This is a genomic window from Achromobacter sp. D10, assembly GCF_035282245.1.
GTDB lineage: Bacteria > Pseudomonadota > Gammaproteobacteria > Burkholderiales > Burkholderiaceae_B > Achromobacter > Achromobacter insolitus.
This window is the reverse complement of record NZ_JAYJLE010000010.1, coordinates 217,259-236,458: the sequence shown is the minus strand read 5'-3', so window position 1 is coordinate 236,458 and position 19,200 is coordinate 217,259. Positions and strand designations below refer to the sequence as shown.

The following is a 19,200-nucleotide window of genomic DNA, read 5'->3' as shown; positions in this document are numbered from 1 at the left end:
GGCATGAAGCCGGCGGCGGGCGCCACCAGGAGACAAGCAGTGATACGGCTACACGACATCCGGTACGTCCGGCTGGGTACCCGCGATCTGGAATCCGCGGTCCGCTATGCGACCGCGGTGCTGGGGTTGGAAGTGGAGCGCAAGGAGCATGGCGCGGTCTATTTCAAGTCCGATTCCCGCGACCACACCCTGTGCTATTTCGAAGGCGATCCGCGCGACCACACCACGGCCTTCGAGGTGGATACCCCCGAAGAACTGGAGCACGCCGGCGCGGTGCTGGAGCGCAGCGGCTACCAGGTTGCCGCGGGCAAGCGCGAGGACGCCGAACAGCGCTACGTGCGCGATTTCCTCAGCTTTATCGACCCCTCGGGCAACCGTATCGAGCTGGTGCATGCGCCGCATCACAGCGGCCGCCGCTATTTTCCCAGCCGGGATGCGGGCGTAACGGGGTTTTCGCACATCGGCCTGCGCACGCTGGATGCGCGGCGCGACGAGGCCTTCTGGACTGGCCTGTTGTCCGCGCGGGTCAGCGACCGCATCGGCGAAGCGCCGCTGCTGCGCATTGACGAAGTGCACCACAAGATCGCGCTGTTTCCTTCCAGCTACCCAGGCGTGCAGCACATCAACCACCAGGTCGAAAGCATCGACGACATCATGCGCGCCTGGTACCAACTGAAGGAATGGAACGTGCCGATCCGCTTCGGTCCCGGGCGGCATCCGACCTCGGGCGCCATGTTCCTGTACTTCGACGGGCCCGACGGCATGATCTATGAATATTCCACTGGCGTGCGGCTGATCACCGCGGAAGACGAAAAGACCTATCGCCCGCGCAGTTTCCCGGCCGTGCCGTCTTCATTCTGCATGTGGGGAGCCAGGCCCGATATTCCGGAGTTCAAGACGTGAGCGCCACACAGATGAAAGCCGCCGCGGGCCAGGAGGCCCTGGTGCGGGTGGCGGCGCGGGGCCTGGCCCGCGCCGGCCTGGTCCACGCCTATGGTCACTGCAGCAGCCGGCTCGACGCCGATCACTTCCTGGTATGCGCGGCGCGGCCCATGGGCCTGATCGAGACCGGGGAAGCCGGCACGGTCGTGCCGGTGCATGGCGAACTGCCCGATGGCGTGCTGGGCGAGGTCCGCATCCACCAGCATATCTACCGCATGCGGCCCGAAGTGGGCGGAGTGGTGCGCTCCATGCCGCCCACCGTCATGACGCTGTCGTCGGCGCGGGTGACGCCGCAGCCGCGCCATGGCATGGGGTCGTATTTTTCGCCCGCCGTGCCGCTCTGGGACGATCCGCAACTGGTGCGCAGCGATGCCCAGGCGCGCGGCGTGGCGCAGGCCATGGGGACGGCGCGCGCCGTCGCCATGCGCGGCAACGGCGCGGTGGTGGCGGCAGAATCCCTGATGCATGCCGTGGTGCTGACCTGGTACCTGGAGGACGCCGCGCGCATCGAATGGCAACTGCGCTCGGCCGGCCTGGCCGACGGCGCGCCCACGTTTTCGCCCGAAGAGGCGGCGACCCGCGCCGTGGGCACGGGCCGCATCTACGAGCGCATGTGGGAATACCTGACCGCCGGCGACCCGGAAGCGGCGCTGGCAGACCTGTCACAACCGAGGACGCAATGACCGATTTCCGCAATTTCATCAACGGCGTATGGGTCGCCACCGACAAGACGTTCGATAACCGGGATCCGGTCGACAACCGCCTGATCGGCCGCATCCACGAGGCAGGCGACGCCGAAGTCGATGCCGCGGTGCGTGCCGCCAAGGCGGCGTTGCGCGGTCCCTGGGCCAAGTTGAAGACGCAGCAGCGCGTGGAGCTGCTGCACGCCGTGGCGGACGGCATCATCCGCCGCTTCGACGACTTCGTGGACGCCGAAATCGCGGACACCGGCAAGCCCTATGACCTGGCCAGCCATCTGGACATTCCTCGGGGGGCGGCGAACTTCAAGATCTTTGCCGACCTGGTGCGCAACATTCCCAACGAGACTTTCGATCTGGAAACGCCGGACGGCGGCCATGCGCTGAACTACGGGGTGCGCGTGCCGCGCGGCGTGATCGGCGTGATCTGCCCCTGGAATCTGCCGTTGCTGCTGATGACCTGGAAGGTGGGGCCGGCGCTGGCCTGCGGCAACACGGTGGTGGTCAAGCCGTCGGAGGACACCCCGGCCACGGCTACGCTGCTGGGCGAGGTGATGAACGAGGTCGGCGTGCCTCCAGGCGTCTATAACGTGGTGCATGGGCGCGGCCCCGGATCCGCCGGCGAGAAGCTCACCCGCCACCCGCTGGTCGACGGTATCACCTTCACGGGCGAGACCCGCACCGGCGAAGCCATCATGCAGGCGGCGGCGGTGGGCGTGCGGCCCGTGTCCTTCGAGTTGGGCGGCAAGAACGCCGGCATCGTGTTCGCCGACGCGGATTTCGACAAGGCCGTGGCGGGCATTGCGCGCGCCGCTTTCGACAATACCGGCCAGGTCTGCCTGGGCACCGAGCGCGTCTACGTGCAGCGGCCGATCTTCGAGCGCTTCGTCGCCGCGCTGGGCGAGCGGGCCCGAGGCTTCAAGCTGGGCCGCCCGAAGGATCCCGGCGTGAACCTGGGGCCGCTGATTTCGCAGCGTCACCGCGACAAGGTGCTGGGCTACTACGCCCGCGCCCGCGAAGAAGGCGCCACGGTGGTGGCAGGCGGCGGCGTGCCGGACATGCCCGACGATCTGGCCGCCGGCGCATGGATACAGCCCACGGTATGGACCGGCCTGCCGGAAACGTCGGCCGTGATCCAGCAGGAGATCTTCGGTCCTTGCTGCCATATTGCGCCGTTCGACACCGAGGAAGAAGCCGTTGCCCTGGCCAATGCCACGCCCTACGGCCTGGCGGCTTCCGTCTGGACCAGCAACGTGGGTACGGCCCACCGCATGGGACAGGCGCTGGAAGTGGGCATCTGCTGGATCAATTCCTGGTTTCTGCGCGATCTGCGCACGGCTTTCGGCGGCGCCAAGCAGTCCGGCATCGGCCGCGAGGGCGGAGTGCATTCGCTGGAGTTCTACACGGAGCTGCGCAATGTCTGCGTGAAGCTCTGAAGCCAATACGGCAGGCGCCGCGCAGAACGGCGCCGCCGCCCATCCCCCAAGGAGACATAGCATGCAAGCATACGCACGCGGATTGTCCGCGCTGGCCGCGGTCGTGGCCCTGACGGCGGCCAATGCCGCAATGGCGGACATCCGCATCGGTTTTACCGGAGTGTTGTCCGGGCCCCAGGCGGCGCTGGGCCAGGACCAGTATGACGGCCTGATGCTGGGTATCGAGCAACTCGGCGGCAGCCTGGGCGGCCAGAAGGCCGTGGTGATCCGCGACGACGACCAGCTCAAGCCCGACGTGGGCGCGCAGATCGTGCAGAAGTTTATCGAGAAAGACAAGGTGGATGTGATCGTCGGCCTGGGCTTCTCCAATGTGCTGATGGCCGAACTGCGCCGCATCAAGGAGTCGGGCGTGGTGGCGCTGTCCACCAATGCCGGACCCGCGCCCATCGCCGGCCGCATGTGCCTGCCCAATCTGTTCGTGCTGGGCTGGCAGAACGACAGCATGTCCGAAGCCATGGGCAAGTACGTCAAGGACCAGGGCTACAAGCGCACCTACCTGATGTCGTCCAACTACCAGGCGGGCAAGGACAAGCTGGCGGGCTTCAAGCGCTTCTATGGCGCGGCGCCTGCCGACGAAATCTATACCCAGCTGGGACAGCTGGACTATTCCGCCGAGATCTCGCGCATGCAGTCGGCTTCGCCCGACGCGCTGTTCGTGTTCTATACCGGCGGGGTGGGCGTGAACTTCGTGCGCCAGCTGCGCCAGGCCGGCCTGATGGAAAAACTGCCGTTCTTCTCGGAAAGCCTGATCGATTCCAACACGCTGACCGCGCTGAAGGAACAGGCGGTGGGGGCGATCTACGGCACGCCCTGGGCCACCACGCTGGACAATCCGCAGAACCGCAAGTTCGTCGAGGCCTTCAAGGCCAAATACGGACGCTTGCCTTCGGAGTATGCGGTGGGCGGCTATGACTCGGCCTTCCTGCTGGACGCAGCCATCAAGCAACAGGGCGGCAAGGTGGGGGACAGCAAGGCCCTGGCGGCGGCGGTAAAGTCCGCCGGCGCCAACTTCCCCTCGGTGCGCGGCAAGTTCCGCTTCAACACCAACAATATGCCGGTGCAGGATCTGTATGCCTATCAGGTCGTGAAGGAAGGCGAGGGCGTGGGCCTGAAGCAGCTGGCCAAGGTGTTCACCGACCACCAGGACGCCTATGTGGCGGACTGCCCGCTGAAGTGATCGTCCCGGGAGACGCCCCATGAACGGATCCTTGCTGTTGTCGCAGATGCTCAATGGCCTGCAGCTGGGCGCCTTGCTGTTCCTGTTGTCCTCGGGGCTGACCCTGATCTTCGGCATCATGAACTTCATCAACCTGGCGCACGGTTCGTTGTACATGATCGGCGCCTTCCTGGGCGCCACCGCCTACAACGCCAGTGGCTCGTTCGCCTTCGCCATTCTGGCGGCGGTCACGGGCAGCGGCCTGGTCGGCGTGGCGCTGGAGCGCCTGATCGCAAGGCCCCTCTACAAGCACGACCATCTTTACCAGGTGCTGGCCACCTTCGGGCTGATGATGTTCTTCAACGAGCTGGCCTCGGTCATCTGGGGCCGCCGGCCTTACTACGCGGCCGTGCCGCAGGGGCTTGAAGGTGCCGTCAGCCTGTTCGGCAACGACTATCCGGTGTATCGCTTGATGATCATCGGCGTTGGCGCGCTGGTTGCCGTGGGCGCCTGGTTCCTGATCCAGCGCACCCGCTTCGGCATGCTGATCCGCGCGGGGGCCAGCAATGCCCCCATGGCCAGCGTGCTGGGCGCCAACGTGGACCTGCAGAAGACACTGCTGTTCCTGCTGGGCGCGGTGCTGGCCGGCGTGGCGGGCGCGCTGGCGGGCCCCATCCTGTCGGTGCAGTCCGGCATGGGGGAACCGGTCCTGATCCTGGCGCTGGTGGTGATCGTTGTGGGTGGCATCGGCTCGGTGCGCGGCACGTTGGTGGCGGCGTTGCTGATCGCCATGATAGATACGCTGGGCCGCGCCTTCCTGCCCGACATGCTGCGCGCCGTGTTCGATGCGTCGGTCGCCAATGCGGTCGGGCCGGCCCTGGCCTCCATGCTTATCTACGTCCTGATGGCGGTCGTGCTGGCGTTCCGGCCGCAAGGCCTGGTCTTCTCGGCGCGGCGTTGACGCGCGCCTGTCCTGAGGTTGGATCATCATGCAAGAACACAACAACCGGCGTTGGGTGCTGCCCTTGCTGTTCCTGGTCCTGGCCGGCGTGCCCTTCGTGGCGCAATGGCTGGGCGAACCGTTCTACGTGACGCTGGGCGCGCGCATCCTGATTTATGCGCTGGCCGCGCTGGCGTTGAACCTGGTGCTGGGTTTCGCCGGACTGGTGAGCTTCGGTCACGCCATGTTCCTGGGCCTGGGCTGCTATGCCGTGGGCATCCTCAGCTATCACGGTTTCGGCAACGGCTGGCTGCAACTGGCCGTGTGCATCGCGGTGTGCGCGCTGGTGGCGCTGATTGTCGGCACGGTCTGCCTGCGAACCTCGGGCATAGGGTTCATCATGATCACGCTGGCCTTCGCGCAAATGTTCTATTTCCTGGCAGTGAGCCTGCGCGAGTATGGCGGCGACGACGGGTTGAACATCTACGAAGCCAGTTCCTTCGGCCTGTTCGACCTGGGCGGCAGCCAGCCCGTGTACTGGGCGGCCTGGGGGTTGCTGCTGGCATCCAGCCTGGCAATGCTGCGCCTGCGCCGCTCGCCCTTCGGCATGATCCTGCGCGCCACCCATGCCAATCCGCGGCGCGTGGACGCACTGGGCTATTCGGTGTTTGGCGTGCGCCTGACTGCCTATGTGGCATCGGGCGTGCTGACGGGGGTGGCCGGGCTGCTGCTGGCCAACCTGACCGCCTTCGCATCGCCCAGCTATATGTCCTGGCCGGTGTCGGGCGAGCTTATCGTCATGGTCGTGATAGGCGGGCTGGGGAGTGTGCTGGGCCCGATCTTCGGCGCCGTCGCCTACCTGCTGCTGGAAGAGGCCTTCAAGAGCATGACGCAGCACTGGATGCTGCTGATGGGACCGACGGTGGTGATCATCGCCATGGTGGCCAAGGGCGGCTACTCCAATTCCCTTTCCTGGCTGCGGCGTCCCCCGCCCGCCGCGCCGACGGTCCAGCCGCCGACCGCGGAGGGTCAGAAGGACCGTCGTCCGCCGGACGCGCTGGCCAAGGAGGCTTCGGCATGAATATGCAAACTGCCGCCGGACCCGCCGGACTGTCCACGCAGGACCTGGTGCGCCGCTTCGGCGGCCTCAAGGCCACGGACGGCGTATCGCTGGACGTGGCGCCCGGCGAACTGCACGCGCTGATCGGCCCCAACGGCGCGGGCAAGACCACCCTGATCAACCTGCTGTCGGGCGAGCTTCGCCCCGACGGCGGGTCCGTGCGCCTGGGCGCCGCCGACGTTTCCCGTGCCACGGTGCAGGAGCGCGTGGCCCAGGGAATGTTGCGGTCCTACCAGGTGACCTCGGTATTCGACAGCTATACGGTGCTGGACAACGCCTGCCTTGCGGCGCTGCGCAAGCGCCGCCGGCGCTTGTCGGCGTGGACCGGCTTGCGCGATTGCGCCGACGTCGTGGACGCTGCCAAAGAGGCGCTGCGGGCCTGCCGATTGGAGGACGTGGCCGAGGCCCAGGTGGACAGCCTGGCCTATGGTCAGCGTCGCCAGCTGGAGATTGCCATGGCGTTGGCGGGCGAGCCTTCCGTGCTGTTGCTGGACGAGCCCATGGCTGGCATGAGCGCGGCGGAAAGCGCCGGCGTGATCGCCTTGCTGCAAAGCCTGAAAGGCCGCTACACCATCGTGCTGGTCGAACATGACATGAACGCCGTGTTCGCGCTGGCCGACCGTATCAGCGTGCTGGTCTACGGCAAGATCATCGCCACCGGCAGCGCGGACCAGATACGCAACCATCCGGACGTGCGCCGCGCCTATCTGGGCGACGACGCCGACGCATAAGGAGCCGCCATGTTGAGCATCAGCGGATTGACGGCGGCCTACGGGCATTGCCAGGCATTGTTCGGCGTAGACCTGGACGTGGGCCAGGGCGAGGTCGTGGGCCTGATCGGCCGCAACGGCATGGGCCGCAGCACCGTCATCAAATGCCTGTTCGGCCTGCTGCCGGCCAGCCAGGGCAGCATACGCTACGGCGAGCGCTCCTTGCGCGGACTGGCCCCGTACCGGATCGGCCGGATGGGCCTGTCGCTGGTCCCGGAGGGACGCCAGATTTTCCCGACTCTGACGGTGGAAGAAAACCTCATCGCCACCGCCATCGGCCGTGGCGGCTCCCGCGCCTGGACGCTGGAGCGCGTGTACGAACTGTTTCCGCGCCTGCGCGAACGACGCGCCAACCTGGGCACCCAGCTATCCGGCGGCGAGCAGCAGATGCTGGCGCTGGGCCGGGCGCTGATGACCAACCCCAGCCTGCTGGTGCTGGACGAAGCCACTGAAGGTCTGGCGCCCGTGGTGCGCGCGGAGATCTGGCGCGTCCTGGCGCAATTGAAAGCCGAAGGCCTGTCGATGATCGTGGTGGACAAGAACACCACGGCCTTGCTGCGCTTGTCGGATCGCAACGTCATCCTCGACAAGGGCGTGACGGTTTGGCGCGGCAGCTCGGCGGAACTGTCCGACCGGCCCGACTTGGTGGCCGCCTACGTAGGAGTGTGAGATGAGATTGCAGGACAAGGTGGCGTTGGTCACCGGTGCCGCCGGAGGTATCGGGCTGGCGATCGCGCGACGTTTCGTGGCTGAGGGCGCCTATGTGTTGCTGGCCGACCGCAAGGAGGCCGAACTGACGGCCGCGGCCCGCTCGCTGGGAGAACGCGCCGCGGCCATGGTGGCCGATGTGACCGACCCGGCCGATGCCCGGGCGCTGGCCGACGAGTGCGTGCGGCGCTGGGGCGGCCTGGACATCTGCGTCTGCAATGCCGGCGTGATTCGCGCGGCTGACTTCCTGGACCTGAAGCTGGAGGACCTGGACGCGGTCATGAATGTGAACGTGCGCGGCACGTTCCTGGTGGCGCAGGCCGCAGCGCGCGCCATGGTCGCGGGCGGCCGTGGCAACGGCGCCATCGTGACGCTGTCTTCGATGACGGCGGAGCTGGCCATGCCGGATCAGCTGGCTTACGGCGCCAGCAAGGGCGCGGTGCGGCAGATGACCAAGTCGATGGCGCTGTCCCTGGCCCCGCACGGCATCCGTGTCAACGCCATCGGGCCCGGCAGCATCGATACAGAGATCCTGGCCACGATCACCAGCAATCCGGAGGCGCGCAGGACCGTGTTGTCGCGCATCCCGATGCAGCGGCTGGGGTCGACCGACGAAGTCGCCAAGGTCGCAGTGTTCCTGGCCAGCGACGACGCCAGCTACGTGACCGGGCAGACCGTTTACGCGGATGGCGGCAGACTGGCGCTGAACTACACAGTGGCGGTGCAAGAGTAGAAGCGCGGAGATGCTACATTCTGGCGCGTTACGCAGAATATGGACTCTCCCCATGAAAGCTGCCGCAATCACTTCCTCCGAGGATGCCGCCTGGCTCGCGCTGCGCATGGCGCTCTGGCCCGACGCCTCGGCCAGCGAGCATCTGCAGGAAATGGCCGATCAGGTCTCGTCGCCGACCAGGTACGCGCAGTTCCTGGTGCGATCCGACGCCGGGCAGGCTGTCGGTCTTGCCGAGGCTTCAATCCGATCCGACTACGTCAATGGAACGAATTCCAGCCCCGTCGCCTTTCTGGAAGGGCTATACGTCGTGCCCGAGGCCCGGCGGCTGGGCGCGGCCAGGGCCTTGATCGCCGCTGTGCGCGGCTGGGCGCGGGACAGGGGCTGCAAAGAGCTGGCCTCGGACACGCAGCTGGACAACGCGGTAAGCCAGGCGGCCCACTCGCGCCTCGGGTTCACGGAGACGGAGCGGGTCGTCTACTTCAATATGCCGCTGCAGGCGCCGGCGCATCCCGCTCATTGCGAGTAAGGTATGGGCTGCAGCCCATGAATTTCCGGCACACTGGCCCGTGCTACCCCAGCAGGAATCAGCACATCATGAAGATCCTTAGTCCAGCGCCGCGGCTCGTACTAGTGGCGGCTGCGTGCGCGTTGATCGCCGCTTGCGCGAGCAAGCCGCCCGAGCGGACCGACCTGGAATATCGCAGCCGGCCGCCTTCCTCAGCAACGGGCGCCCACAGGGCTCCTGACTCCGCGGATCAGCGTTTGACCATACAGTCCGGCGAAGGAGAAAAATTGAATCTGCCCTGGTTCATCCAGGACACGCAGGATTGGATCAATCGCAATTGAACTCGACCAGGAGCCGGTAGTGAACTTCATGATTGCTCGCAGCAGGCTGCTGGCGCTTGCCATGCTGAGCTTTTCCCCCGCCATCCATGCTCAAGCCGCTCCGGGCGTAGCTGCGTGGACCCCTGCGGCTCCGACAGCATGCGGTTTTTCCGGCTGGACGACCAACGACAAGCCCGGCATCCCGGTGCGCGCCGAGGCTTCCGCCCAGGCCGAAGTGGTGGGCGAGCTGCCGACCACGCGCGGTGAGGGGCCCGATCCCGAGATCGACTACTACAGCGTCACTTTCGACGTGACCGAAGCGCGCGACGGCTGGCTCAGGATCAGGAACGCCAGCGACGACATGACGGCCGGTGAATCCGGCCGCCCGCGCCCCGTATACCGGGGAGAGGGCTGGATCGAGGCCGCGGATGCCCAGGTCGGCATCCAGTCGGCGCGCGGATATGCCCGTCCGGATGCCGCCAGTGAGCGCTTGCTCGATCTGGGCGACGACTGGCTTACCGAAAGGGCCACGCTGCGAGGCATAGTCGCCTGCGAGGGCGATTGGCTGCTGCTGGACTACGAGATGCGCAACAGCGACAAATTCGAGCCGCTGGCGCCCAAGGACCGCACGCGGGGGAGGGCGTGGTTCCGTGGCGTCTGCTCCTCGTCCGAGACGACTTGCGACATGCGGTCGGTGGACGCAAATTGATATATCGCGAATTCCCGATATAATCCGCCCATGGATCTGCTTGAAATCTTCAAAGCCCTCTCTAACCGCACACGCCTTGAAATCCTGAAAGGCTTGAAGGACCCCGTGAACAGCTTTCCCCCGCAGGACGAGGGCGACGTTCATACGGTGGGCGTGTGCGTCAGCAGCATCCAGGAAGGCGTCGGATTGTCGCAATCCACCGTCTCCGATTACCTTGCCACGCTCCAGCGAGCCGGACTGGTCGAAGCCACGCGCATCGGATCGTGGACCTATTACAAGCGCAACGAAGGCGCCATCAGCGCCTTGGCCCAGGTCATCGGGAAAGAGTTGTAATTTTTTTGCCCCACAATATCGGAAAATCCCGATATCCCTATTTACCGAAATGAGAGATCCCAATGAAATCGATCGTACTTAAAGCATTTGGCGGCCCGGAATCGTTCGAGCTGCGCGATGTGCCCACTCCCGTGCCAAATCCCGGGCAAGTCCTGGTCCGAGTCCACGCAACCTCCATCAATCCCTTGGACTACCAGGTGCGGCGCGGGGACTATCCCGACCTCGTGCCACTGCCCGCCATCACTGGGCACGACGTATCGGGCGTTGTGGAAGAGGTCGGCGCCGGCGTGACGGCATTCGCGCCGGGAGACGAGGTCTGGTACACGCCGCAAATCTTCGAAGGGTCGGGAAGCTATGCGGAATATCACGTTGCCTCAGAGAGCATTGTCGGAATGAAGCCTCCCTCGCTGAGCCATCTGGAGGCCGCAAGCCTGACCCTGGTTGGCGGGACGGCGTGGGAGGCGCTAGTGGTGCGCGCGGCGCTGCGAGTGGGGGAGGACATATTGGTGCATGGCGGCGCGGGAGGCGTTGGCCACGTGGCAATCCAGCTCGCGAAAGCCATGGGCGCCAGGGTATTTACGACCGTGCGCGCGGCAAACGCCGAGTTCGCGCGGGCGATGGGGGCCGATGTCGTGATCGACTACGAAAGCGAAGACTATGCCGACGCCATCATGCGGATGACGGGAGGCCGCGGCGTGGACGTTGTGTTCGATACCATCGGCGGCGCCACCTTGTCGCGCAGTCCTGACTCACTTGCCCAACTGGGCCGGGTGGTCTCGATCGTCGACATTGCGCAGCCGCAGGGGCTGATTCAGGCCTGGGGTAAAAACGCGAGCTATCACTTCGTCTTCACCAGGCAGAACCGCGGCAAGCTCGATGAGTTGAGCGCATTGGTCGCCCGGGGGCAGTTGAGGCCGCATGTGGGCGCCGTCTATACGCTTGCCGATGTTCCGCTGGCCCATGCCCGGCTGGAAAGCCCCAACAACGGCATCCGCGGAAAAATCGCGATTGCGGTCGCGCCCTAGGCGCGCCCGCGACCGCATGGTTCGCCGGACGTGGCCAGGGTGCATCAGGCGACCGCCGCTCATGTCAGGCGAATTGCAGCTTGCCGCGATGGCGCGCCGCATTGGCAAGGTCGGCGATGGGCGCGAGCAATCCGCGATCGAAGGCTTCCAGCGCCTGGCCGGCGCGCAGTCTGGCGGGCCAGTCGGCATGCGTGAGCGCGCCGCGGCCCAGCGACACGAAATCCGCTTCCTTTCGCGAAATCATGCCGGCGGCCTGGATCGGATCATGCAGCGAGCCGTTGGCCAACACCGGAACGCGCACGTGCCGCCGCGCCAGCGCGGCCAGGCTGGGACCCTGTGCACCGAAAGCGGGACGCCAGGCCTCGAACTCCGTCGTGTGCAGATAATCGATGGGCTGCGCGTCCAATGCGCGGTAGATCTGCGCGGCATCGGCCTCGCCGCCTTCCCATTTGTGCGTGAAGTCGTTCACCTTGCCTTGCGAACTGCGCACCCCCACGACAAAGTGCCGCGCGGTGGACGCTCGGACAGCCTGGATCACGTCCAGGGTCAGGCGCAGGCGATTGTCCAGGCTGCCACCGTAGCGGTCGTTACGCGCATTGGTGTAGGTGGTGAGGAACTGATCCAGCAGATATCCGTTGGCGCCGTGTATCTCGACGCCGTCGAACCCGGCTTCCTGCGCCCGACGCGCTGCCTGCGCGAAGCCGGCTACCGCTACGGAGATATCTTCTTCCGACATCGCTTCGGGCATCCGGTACGGCCCCGTGCCTCGATAGAACGTCATCTGCTGCCCTTTGGGTAGTACAGCGGACGGGCCTTGCGTGGTGGCGCGATGGGGGTTGCCCTGCGACAACGCGCCCGCATGCATGAGTTGCGCGATGATCCGGCCGCCATGAGCATGCACACGATCCACCACGGTCCGCCACGCATCGCGTTGCGCGTCGTCGGCCAGGCCGGGCTGGAACAGGTAGCCCTGCGCATGGGCCTTGTCCGTATAGATGCCTTCCGTAATCACAAGGCCGAAGCCGCCGGCAGCGTAGGCGGCGTAGTAGTCGGCCATCAGGGCGGTGGCGCGGCCATCGGCCGTGGCGCTGACCCGAGTCATGGGCGCGACGGCGAGTCGATTCGGCAGCCCCAGCCCGCGTTCCAGCTGCAGCGGCGCGAACAATCCTGTGTGCGTGCTCATGTCAGCGGCCCTCCTGAGGGCGCACGGCCGCGATCGCCTCGATTTCGATCATGGCTGCCGGGTCGTAGAGCGCTTTGATTTCGGCGATGGTGTCGGCCGGGTAGGGAGCCGAGAAAAAGCGGCGGCGCAGCGTTACCACGTCCTTGAAATACCCCATGTCGGTGACGAAGATGGTGACCTTGATGACGTCCTTCAAGCTTGAACCGCCTGCTTCCAGCGCTCGGCGCAAATTCAGGAATGCTTGCTCGCCTTGCGCGAGAAAGCCGCCGTCGACGATCTTTCCATCGTCGCCGGCGCCCGCCTGGCCGGAGATGAACAACAGGTTGCCGAATTGGATGCCCTGCGACAGCAGGAAGGGCTCGTAGTTGTCGGGCTGGGTGATGACGCGCTGTAGCATGATGCGAATTCCTTCACTTATGGTTGATGAGAGGACCGGTGTGAAAATCGCCAATCCATGCCCACACTGTAGGGACGGGCGAGCATGGTGACAAAGGTTCATTTGTCAGCTATAAGATGAGAAAAACTCATCTGTAATCTCGATCATGCAACGCCGATCCCTGCCGCTTTCCGGACTACGCGTATTCGAGGCCGCCGCACGACTGGGTAGCTTCAAGGCCGCCGCTCGCGAGCTGGCGGTCACGCCGACTGCCGTCAGCCACCAGATCCGCGCTCTGGAGGCGCAGACCGGCCTTGCGCTGTTCGATCGCCATGTGCGCAGGGTGTCGCTGACCGACGCGGGGGCGCAGCTTTATCCCGTGCTGCGCGACGGGTTCGATGCTTTCGAGGCGACACTGGCGCGGCTGACCCAGCAGCGCGCGCGGGTCCAGGTGACCATCTCCGCGACAAACGCATTCACCGTGAAATGGCTGGTGCCGCGCATGGCCGATTTCCGCAACCGGCATCCTGGTATCGACCTGCAGTTGCAGGCCAGCGATGACATCGTCGACCTGCGGTCGACGGCGGTGGATATCGCGATCCGCTACGGCCGAGGGCCATATCCGGGGCTGGTCGCACAGCCCCTGTTCACCGACAGGTTCGCGCCCGTGGCGAATCCACGGCTGGGCATCGGATCGCCAGACGATTTGGCTCGTGTGCCGTTGATCTGTTTCGACTGGAAGCGGCGCAGGCCGGAGAATCCAACCTGGGAACGTTGGTTTGCGGCCGCCGAGCGGGCACAGCCTCGCCAGGCGAGCCAGCTGCGCTTTTCCGATGAAGGGCATGCAATACAAGCGGCCGTCGCTGGCCACGGCGTTGCGCTGGTCAGCCTGGCCTTGGTTGCCGAGGAACTGGAGGCCGGCCATCTCGTGCAGCCCTTCGGCCCGGTAATAGACGGGCACACCTATCACCTGGCCATGTACGCCGGACGGCCGCCCTCGGCGCCGGTCCAGGCCGTTGCGCATTGGTTGACTACGCAGGCGGCCTGGCAGGACCCCGAAGAATGAGCGAAGCGGGCGCTGCGTGTCAGAAGGTTCCGCGCAGGGTCAGCGTTGCATTGCGGGGCTCGCCATAGAAGCTGCCCCATCCCGGCGCGCCGATGGTCTGGTAGTACGTCTTGTCGAACAGGTTGTTCACGTTCAGCGCCGCGGACCAGTGCTTGTTGATCTTGTATCCGACGCGCGCATTCCAGACGGCGTAGGGCGCCTGCGACACGCGGACCGATCGGGTTTCCGTGTAGCTGCCGGTCTGGTAGTTGACGCCGCCGCCCAAGGTCCATGCCGACCACTCGCCTGGCAGGCGGTAGTCCGACCAGAGCCGCAGGATGTGCTTCGGTGTCACCGTGCGCCCAAAATTGGTGCTTGATACTTCAGTGTCGTTCAGGAACTTCAGGGTATTGAACGTATAGCCGGCAAACAGTTGCCAGCCAGGCGCTACCTCGCCGCTGATTTCGGCGTCCACGCCCTGGCTGCGCACCTTGCCGCTGGACACATAGCAGATATCGCCCACCGTGCACGCGCTGACCAGGTCCTGCTGGGCTCGATTCTTCTGGTCGACGCGGAAGAGCGCGAGCGAGGCGTTGACCCGGCCGTCGAGCAGTTCGCCCTTGATGCCCGCTTCGTAGTTTTTGCCGAGTATGGGGTCGAGCAGTTGGCCCGACGCGTCCACGGCGTTTTGCGGTTCGAAGATTTCCGCAAAGCTGACGTAGCCCGACCACTGGGGATTGAAGGCGTAGATCAGGCCGCCGTACGGCGTGACGACGCCATTCTCCTTATAGGGATCGGTGTAGCGGTCTCCGCCATCCCGGTAATTGCCGGTGTTCTCATACCAACTGACGCGGGCGCCCGCCACCAGCGTCAACGGGTCGGCCAGCTGGAACCGGCCGACGCCATAGACGCCGGTCTGCTTCATCTTGATGATGGTCGCGGCTCCCCGGTAGGCGTTCTCGCGCAACCACTGATCGGTAGGCTCGGGCACGTGATGATCCGGATTCCACACGTTCACGCCCCGGTTCAGGCGCGCTGTCGCAAAATCGTTTTTGCTGGTCAGTTCGTTGTAGCTCGCGCCGACGCTTACCGAATGCCTGCGGCCCAGGGCCTCGAAGGCGCCGTCCACGTCCAGGTTGAGGGCTTTGTTGTGCGTCGAGAAATCGAATATGCCCGCGTACATCGTCGGCCCAAGCCCGGTGGCCGGATCGACCGCGCCTTCCGTGAAGGCGTATTTGGAATCGTTGGACTCCTGGGTGGAAGTCCCGGTGAGTTTCAGCGACCAATCCTGGTTGAAGCGATGCGCAAGCTCGGCGAACACGGTCGTCTGCTTGCCGTTCCAGCGGTTCCAGTCCTGCGAGAGCGAGGTCGAACGCTTCAACCCGATGTCGTCGCCGTTGGCGTAATGGGGCAGGCCGTGGAAGAACGGCGTGGACCGCAGCTCCTCGTAGCTGACGCCGCCGGTCAAGGTGGTGGCGGGGCCCAGGTCGTAGCTCAGCACGCCATACAGCACGCCGGTGCGGCTGTCGGCGTTGTCGTAAAAATAATCGCGGTCGTTGTAGCTGGCCACGGCGCGGCCGCGCAAGGAGCCCGATGCATTCAGCGGGCCGGTCGCGTCGATGTCGGCCCGGTAGTTGTTCCACGAGCCGCCGCTGGCCATCAGCTGCACCTGGTTTTCGGCGAGCGGGCGCTTGCGCACCAGGTTGACCGCTGCGCTGGGCGACCCGGCGCCTTGCAGCAAGCCGGTGGCGCCGCGAATGATCTCCACGCGGTCCAGAATCACCGTGCTGCTCGTGAAGCTGTTGGCCTGGGGGTAGTAGAACGCGCGGTTGACGCCATCGAATTGATAGCTGTCGACGCGAAAACCCCGCGAGAACACGTAGTTGCCACCCATCGGACTCTTGTAGAGCGTCATGCCGGTGCTGTTGGCCAACACGTCGTCCAGCGTGTTGGCGTTCTGGTCATCCATGCGCTGGCGTGTCACCACCGTGACCGACTGAGGAATCTCTTTCAGGCTCTGCTCTCCCTTGCCTATCGTCACTATTCCGCTGGTATAGCTGCCCGTGCCTTCGGTGACGGCGGGATCGGCCATGCCCGTTACCGTGACCGGCGCGAGCGTGGTCGCTTCTCCCTGCGCAATGCGGCGCAGGTGATAGCCTTCTCCGTTGGCGTTGGGCACTGCCTGCAGTCCCGTGCCCGCGAGCAGGCGCACGAGGCCCTGTTCGGCGGTGTAGCGGCCCGTGAGGCCTTGCGTCATCACTCCGAGGGTCAGCGTTGGCGACGCGGCCACGGTGACGTTGGCGGCGACACCGAACTGGCCCAGCGCCGCGTCCAGCGTCGTGGGCGCAATGGCGAAGGCGATCCCCTGCGCGGTGGCGGGCTGAGCCCAGGACGTGACGGGCGCGGCGAGCGAGGCCATTGCGGCCAATGCAAGATGGACGGCTAGGCGCAAGCGGGCCGTACCCGCCCCGGGCGTCTGGGGCGCGGCAAGAATAGAGGATGTATGGCGTGCTGCCATGAGAGCTTCCTGGTTCGTCGATTGATCGGGCCAGACCGCGGGCGCCTCGGGTCTGTCTCTATGTCTAACGAACCACATCCGATAATCTTCGCCGTCGTTACAAATTTTCTGCCGGCCCGGGATCCATGCGGACCGTGTCGCCCGGTCAGGCGCGGTCGACGCTGACCCAGTAGCGTGTGCGGTACCGCAGCCTCAGGTCCAGCACGCCGGCCAGCACCTGCAGCGCCTTGTCGGTGTCGTCGATCCGGAAGGCGCCGGTGACTTCAAGGTTCGCCACCTGGGGGGCGCAGCGCAGGACGCCGACCCGGTAGCGGCCCAGTTCCGCCAGGAAGTGATCCAGCCGCATGCGGTTTGCGACGAGCATGCCGGTAGCCCAGGCGGGCTCCTTGCCGGCGACGGTGAAAGCAGGGGATGCCGTGCGGCCGTCGAAGTCCGTCTGTTCGCCTGCGTGCACGATCCGCGCGGCGGATTCGATGCGGACAGCGCCTTCAAAGACGGCAACACGCGTCGAACCACGGCTGTCGTCCAGCTCGCGCACGGCAAAGCGCGTGCCAAGCGGCGTGAGCAGGCCGTTGCGGGTCTGCACGCGGAAGGGGCGCCCCGCGGTATCCGATGCCGTCGCGATCAGGATCTCGCCGCTCCGCAGCTTGATCCGACGCTGCTGCGCGTCGTAGCGCAGCGCCACTGCGGTGTCGGTGTTCAGGGTCAGGACAGTGCCGTCGGGCAGCGTCATGGTCCGCTGCTCGCCGGTGGCAGTGCGATAGACGGTGCTGCCGTCCCACCAGCCTTCGCGGGCGCCCGCCCATGCCAGCGTGCCCAGGCAAATGCCGCCCGCCGCCCATTTCATGACGCTGCGGCGCGAACGCTGCTCGCAGTAGCGCAGGATGGTCTGGCTGGCGGCGCCCTCGGACACCTTGCTGGCATTGATGGTATTGACCTCGCGCCCGATACCCTGCAGGCGCTGCCAAGCCAGTTCGTGGCGCGCGTCTGCCTGACGCCATGCCGCACAGGCGGCCTGGGTGGCCGCATCGGGGGCGTCCCCGGTTCGCATCATCCAGCGCGCCGCCTGCTTGATGATGTCGGGATGCAGCCGTTCGGCTTGGGCGGCGTTCATGCGTACAGCACCGCGTAGCAATGTTCCCAGGCCTTGACGATGTCGCGCTGCACGGCCGCCACTGAAACGCCGAGCTGTTGGGCAATGTCGCGATAGGGCAGTCCTTCCACCTGCGCCAGCACGAAGACGCGGCGTGCCCGTGGCGGCAGTTGCTCCAGCATGCGGCATACGGCGTTCAGTGCCTCCAGCACCAGGGCGTGGGTCTCGGGGCTGGGTTCGACGGCCACGCTGCGCGAGGCCAGCGTTTCCAGGTAGGCTTGTTCCACGGCGCGGCGGCGAGACTGGTCGATCAAGAGACGCTTGGCGACGGTGGTGAGGAAGCCGCGGGGTTCTGCAAACGCGGCGCGCGATTCGCTGCGCATGACGCGTTCGAACGTGTCATGCGCCAGATCAGCGGCGTTTTCGGCGTTGCCGCTGAGCCGGCGGCGCAGCATCTGCACGAGCCAGCCGTGATGCTCTCGATACAGGCTGACGAAATCGTCGGAGGACGCAAGGTCGGCAGGGCGCAAGGGGGCTTCCGTTCAAACGCTAATGGGAATGATTTCTAATTGTATAGGATCATCGTTCTTGCGGCTGCGACACAAACCCATCCCAATACCCCCGCGTGAATTCATATAGCGCGTCCTGCGCGGTCAATGGCGTGCGCCCCGCCAGCCGCGCCAGCGCATAGTGGCCCTGGCGCTGCGGGTCGGGCGGAATGGGCACTTCGACCAGCAGCCCGGCCTTCTGTTGCTGGCGGGTGACGCAGATCACGCCCAGCAGCAGGGCGTCCGAGTGCAGCGCCAGCTCGACCAGCGCGTCCAGGTTTTCGCAGCGGTGGGTGACCATCTGTTCGGGAGCGCCGCCGGGTCCCAGCGTTTCCGCAAGCCGCAATGAAACTTCGGGGCTGAGCGTGCTGGAGGCCACCGGGTACTGCCGTATCTGTTCGATGCCGGGCCGCTTGTGGGCCAGGATGGGGTGGCGCTTGCGGCAGACCAGGCCGGCGCGCAGCGGAGGCAGGGAACGGGTTTCGAGGTCGGCCGCGTCATACAGCATGCGGGCGTCGCAGACCATGGCGTCGATGCGTTCTGTTCGCAGCATTGCCAGCAGCGCGGCGGTGGAGCCGAGTTCGACACCGACGCGCACCTGCGGATGGCGCTCGGCCATGTGGGCCAGGAAAGGGGAGAGCAGCAGGGAGGCCGGCGCCGGGCTCAATCCGATAGACAGGGTTCCCGATTCGCCGCTGTGCAGGGCCTTGAGCTCGCGTTGCAATTCCGCTTCTTCATAGCGCATGCGGCGCGCGCGTTCGGCCACGCAGGCGCCATAGGGCGTGAGGCGCACGCGGCGGGTGTCGCGGTCAAGCAGGGGCAAGCCCAATTCGGCTTCCAGTGCCTGGATGCTGCGGCTGAGCGCGGGCTGCGACAGGTTGACCGCCTCCGCGGCGCGCGAATAGGTGCCGTGCTCCACCACCGCGAGCAAGTGCTTGAGTTTCTGGAAATCCATGTTCGTGCCGCATAAATATTATGAAAT

The 19,200-nt window shown here is 65.8% G+C and carries 21 protein-coding genes; 15 read left to right on the top strand and 6 right to left on the bottom strand.

Annotated elements, in window-relative coordinates; genetic code table 11:
- The first annotated feature begins 39 nt into the window (after positions 1-39).
- The 14 genes from VCS63_RS22980 (at position 40) to VCS63_RS22915 (ending at position 11,455) form a co-directional block, all read left to right on the top strand.
- A complete protein-coding gene (locus tag VCS63_RS22980) occupies positions 40-903 on the top strand; it encodes a VOC family protein (RefSeq protein ID WP_323881090.1) in 864 nt (287 codons plus the stop codon).
- 11 nt (positions 904-914) lie between these two features.
- Positions 915-1,625: a class II aldolase/adducin family protein gene (locus tag VCS63_RS22975; RefSeq protein ID WP_088607707.1), complete on the top strand. Its 711-nt coding sequence runs from the start codon at positions 915-917 to the stop codon at positions 1,623-1,625.
- The gene (locus tag VCS63_RS22970) at positions 1,622-3,076 is read left to right on the top strand and encodes a 2-hydroxymuconic semialdehyde dehydrogenase (protein WP_063642641.1); all 1,455 of its coding nucleotides are present in this window, start codon (positions 1,622-1,624) and stop codon (positions 3,074-3,076) included. Before VCS63_RS22975 ends, VCS63_RS22970 begins: the two co-directional genes overlap by 4 nt.
- Positions 3,077-3,137: 61 nt before the next feature.
- A complete protein-coding gene (locus tag VCS63_RS22965; protein WP_042793140.1) occupies positions 3,138-4,313 on the top strand; it encodes an ABC transporter substrate-binding protein in 1,176 nt (391 codons plus the stop codon).
- Positions 4,314-4,332: 19 nt separating this feature from the next.
- Complete coding sequence (locus VCS63_RS22960; protein WP_323881086.1) at positions 4,333-5,253, top strand: branched-chain amino acid ABC transporter permease; 921 nt, start codon at positions 4,333-4,335, stop codon at positions 5,251-5,253.
- 28 nt (positions 5,254-5,281) lie between these two features.
- The gene (locus tag VCS63_RS22955) at positions 5,282-6,313 is read left to right on the top strand and encodes a branched-chain amino acid ABC transporter permease (RefSeq protein WP_042793144.1); all 1,032 of its coding nucleotides are present in this window, start codon (positions 5,282-5,284) and stop codon (positions 6,311-6,313) included.
- Entirely contained in the window at positions 6,310-7,083 is a 774-nt protein-coding gene (locus VCS63_RS22950; protein WP_164794483.1) for an ABC transporter ATP-binding protein, read from the top strand. The genes VCS63_RS22955 and VCS63_RS22950 overlap by 4 nt, the downstream gene beginning before the upstream one ends.
- 9 nt (positions 7,084-7,092) lie before the next feature.
- Entirely contained in the window at positions 7,093-7,791 is a 699-nt protein-coding gene (locus VCS63_RS22945; protein ID WP_063642639.1) for an ABC transporter ATP-binding protein, read from the top strand.
- Position 7,792: 1 nt separating this feature from the next.
- Positions 7,793-8,563 carry an SDR family NAD(P)-dependent oxidoreductase gene (locus VCS63_RS22940; RefSeq protein WP_149064782.1) on the top strand — a complete coding sequence of 257 codons (771 nt, stop codon included), beginning with the start codon at positions 7,793-7,795 and terminating at the stop codon, positions 8,561-8,563.
- A 52-nt stretch (positions 8,564-8,615) separates the two neighbouring features.
- Positions 8,616-9,089, top strand: a complete 474-nt coding sequence (gene aac(6') / locus VCS63_RS22935; RefSeq protein ID WP_042793149.1) for an aminoglycoside 6'-N-acetyltransferase — start codon at positions 8,616-8,618, stop codon at positions 9,087-9,089.
- A 68-nt stretch (positions 9,090-9,157) separates the two neighbouring features.
- Complete coding sequence (locus tag VCS63_RS22930) at positions 9,158-9,409, top strand: hypothetical protein (protein WP_323881085.1); 252 nt, start codon at positions 9,158-9,160, stop codon at positions 9,407-9,409.
- A gap of 28 nt (positions 9,410-9,437) precedes the next feature.
- Positions 9,438-10,097: a hypothetical protein gene (locus VCS63_RS22925; RefSeq protein WP_323881089.1), complete on the top strand. Its 660-nt coding sequence runs from the start codon at positions 9,438-9,440 to the stop codon at positions 10,095-10,097.
- A gap of 30 nt (positions 10,098-10,127) precedes the next feature.
- Positions 10,128-10,430: an ArsR/SmtB family transcription factor gene (locus VCS63_RS22920; RefSeq protein ID WP_088607706.1), complete on the top strand. Its 303-nt coding sequence runs from the start codon at positions 10,128-10,130 to the stop codon at positions 10,428-10,430.
- 62 nt (positions 10,431-10,492) lie between these two features.
- On the top strand, positions 10,493-11,455 hold the full coding sequence (locus VCS63_RS22915; protein ID WP_063642637.1) for a zinc-dependent alcohol dehydrogenase family protein: 963 nt from the start codon (positions 10,493-10,495) through the stop codon (positions 11,453-11,455).
- A gap of 64 nt (positions 11,456-11,519) precedes the next feature.
- On the opposite strand, the gene VCS63_RS22910 is transcribed toward VCS63_RS22915, so the two are convergent.
- Together VCS63_RS22910 and VCS63_RS22905 are read right to left on the bottom strand one after the other, a co-directional pair.
- Positions 11,520-12,638, bottom strand: a complete 1,119-nt coding sequence (locus tag VCS63_RS22910; protein ID WP_323881084.1) for an NADH:flavin oxidoreductase — start codon at positions 12,636-12,638, stop codon at positions 11,520-11,522.
- Between the two features lies 1 nt (position 12,639).
- Positions 12,640-13,035, bottom strand: coding sequence for a RidA family protein (locus tag VCS63_RS22905; RefSeq protein WP_063642635.1), 396 nt, complete (start codon positions 13,033-13,035; stop codon positions 12,640-12,642).
- A gap of 145 nt (positions 13,036-13,180) precedes the next feature.
- Here VCS63_RS22905 and VCS63_RS22900 point away from each other — a divergent pair, with 145 nt between their 5' ends.
- The gene (locus tag VCS63_RS22900) at positions 13,181-14,080 is read left to right on the top strand and encodes a LysR substrate-binding domain-containing protein (protein ID WP_175201596.1); all 900 of its coding nucleotides are present in this window, start codon (positions 13,181-13,183) and stop codon (positions 14,078-14,080) included.
- Positions 14,081-14,099: 19 nt separating this feature from the next.
- Here the strand turns inward: VCS63_RS22900 and VCS63_RS22895 are convergent, their stop codons facing one another.
- The 4 genes from VCS63_RS22895 to VCS63_RS22880 form a co-directional block, all read right to left on the bottom strand.
- Positions 14,100-16,577 carry a TonB-dependent siderophore receptor gene (locus tag VCS63_RS22895; protein WP_323881083.1) on the bottom strand — a complete coding sequence of 826 codons (2,478 nt, stop codon included), beginning with the start codon at positions 16,575-16,577 and terminating at the stop codon, positions 14,100-14,102.
- 145 nt (positions 16,578-16,722) lie between these two features.
- Complete coding sequence (locus VCS63_RS22890; RefSeq protein WP_323881082.1) at positions 16,723-17,691, bottom strand: FecR domain-containing protein; 969 nt, start codon at positions 17,689-17,691, stop codon at positions 16,723-16,725.
- A complete protein-coding gene (locus tag VCS63_RS22885) occupies positions 17,688-18,200 on the bottom strand; it encodes a sigma-70 family RNA polymerase sigma factor (protein WP_042793156.1) in 513 nt (170 codons plus the stop codon). Before VCS63_RS22885 ends, VCS63_RS22890 begins: the two co-directional genes overlap by 4 nt.
- Before the next feature lie 49 nt (positions 18,201-18,249).
- Positions 18,250-19,173, bottom strand: a complete 924-nt coding sequence (locus VCS63_RS22880) for a LysR family transcriptional regulator (protein ID WP_063642632.1) — start codon at positions 19,171-19,173, stop codon at positions 18,250-18,252.
- Positions 19,174-19,200: the final 27 nt, after the last annotated feature.

What these genes read in the sequence shown, in the direction of transcription:
- VCS63_RS22925 (WP_323881089.1), top strand. Translation starts at nt 9,438, where the DNA reads ATGATTGCTCGCAGCAGGCTGCTGGCGCTTGCCATGCTGAGCTTTTCC.
- VCS63_RS22915 (WP_063642637.1), top strand. Translation starts at nt 10,493, where the DNA reads ATGAAATCGATCGTACTTAAAGCATTTGGCGGCCCGGAATCGTTCGAG.
- VCS63_RS22975 (WP_088607707.1), top strand. Translation starts at nt 915, where the DNA reads ATGAAAGCCGCCGCGGGCCAGGAGGCCCTGGTGCGGGTGGCGGCGCGG.
- VCS63_RS22890 (WP_323881082.1), bottom strand. Translation starts at nt 17,691, where the DNA reads ATGAACGCCGCCCAAGCCGAACGGCTGCATCCCGACATCATCAAGCAG.
- VCS63_RS22930 (WP_323881085.1), top strand. Translation starts at nt 9,158, where the DNA reads ATGAAGATCCTTAGTCCAGCGCCGCGGCTCGTACTAGTGGCGGCTGCG.
- VCS63_RS22970 (WP_063642641.1), top strand. Translation starts at nt 1,622, where the DNA reads ATGACCGATTTCCGCAATTTCATCAACGGCGTATGGGTCGCCACCGAC.
- VCS63_RS22950 (WP_164794483.1), top strand. Translation starts at nt 6,310, where the DNA reads ATGAATATGCAAACTGCCGCCGGACCCGCCGGACTGTCCACGCAGGAC.
- VCS63_RS22960 (WP_323881086.1), top strand. Translation starts at nt 4,333, where the DNA reads ATGAACGGATCCTTGCTGTTGTCGCAGATGCTCAATGGCCTGCAGCTG.
- VCS63_RS22920 (WP_088607706.1), top strand. Translation starts at nt 10,128, where the DNA reads ATGGATCTGCTTGAAATCTTCAAAGCCCTCTCTAACCGCACACGCCTT.
- VCS63_RS22940 (WP_149064782.1), top strand. Translation starts at nt 7,793, where the DNA reads ATGAGATTGCAGGACAAGGTGGCGTTGGTCACCGGTGCCGCCGGAGGT.
- VCS63_RS22955 (WP_042793144.1), top strand. Translation starts at nt 5,282, where the DNA reads ATGCAAGAACACAACAACCGGCGTTGGGTGCTGCCCTTGCTGTTCCTG.
- VCS63_RS22905 (WP_063642635.1), bottom strand. Translation starts at nt 13,035, where the DNA reads ATGCTACAGCGCGTCATCACCCAGCCCGACAACTACGAGCCCTTCCTG.
- VCS63_RS22895 (WP_323881083.1), bottom strand. Translation starts at nt 16,577, where the DNA reads ATGGCAGCACGCCATACATCCTCTATTCTTGCCGCGCCCCAGACGCCC.
- VCS63_RS22965 (WP_042793140.1), top strand. Translation starts at nt 3,138, where the DNA reads ATGCAAGCATACGCACGCGGATTGTCCGCGCTGGCCGCGGTCGTGGCC.
- VCS63_RS22910 (WP_323881084.1), bottom strand. Translation starts at nt 12,638, where the DNA reads ATGAGCACGCACACAGGATTGTTCGCGCCGCTGCAGCTGGAACGCGGG.
- VCS63_RS22900 (WP_175201596.1), top strand. Translation starts at nt 13,181, where the DNA reads ATGCAACGCCGATCCCTGCCGCTTTCCGGACTACGCGTATTCGAGGCC.
- VCS63_RS22880 (WP_063642632.1), bottom strand. Translation starts at nt 19,173, where the DNA reads ATGGATTTCCAGAAACTCAAGCACTTGCTCGCGGTGGTGGAGCACGGC.
- VCS63_RS22945 (WP_063642639.1), top strand. Translation starts at nt 7,093, where the DNA reads ATGTTGAGCATCAGCGGATTGACGGCGGCCTACGGGCATTGCCAGGCA.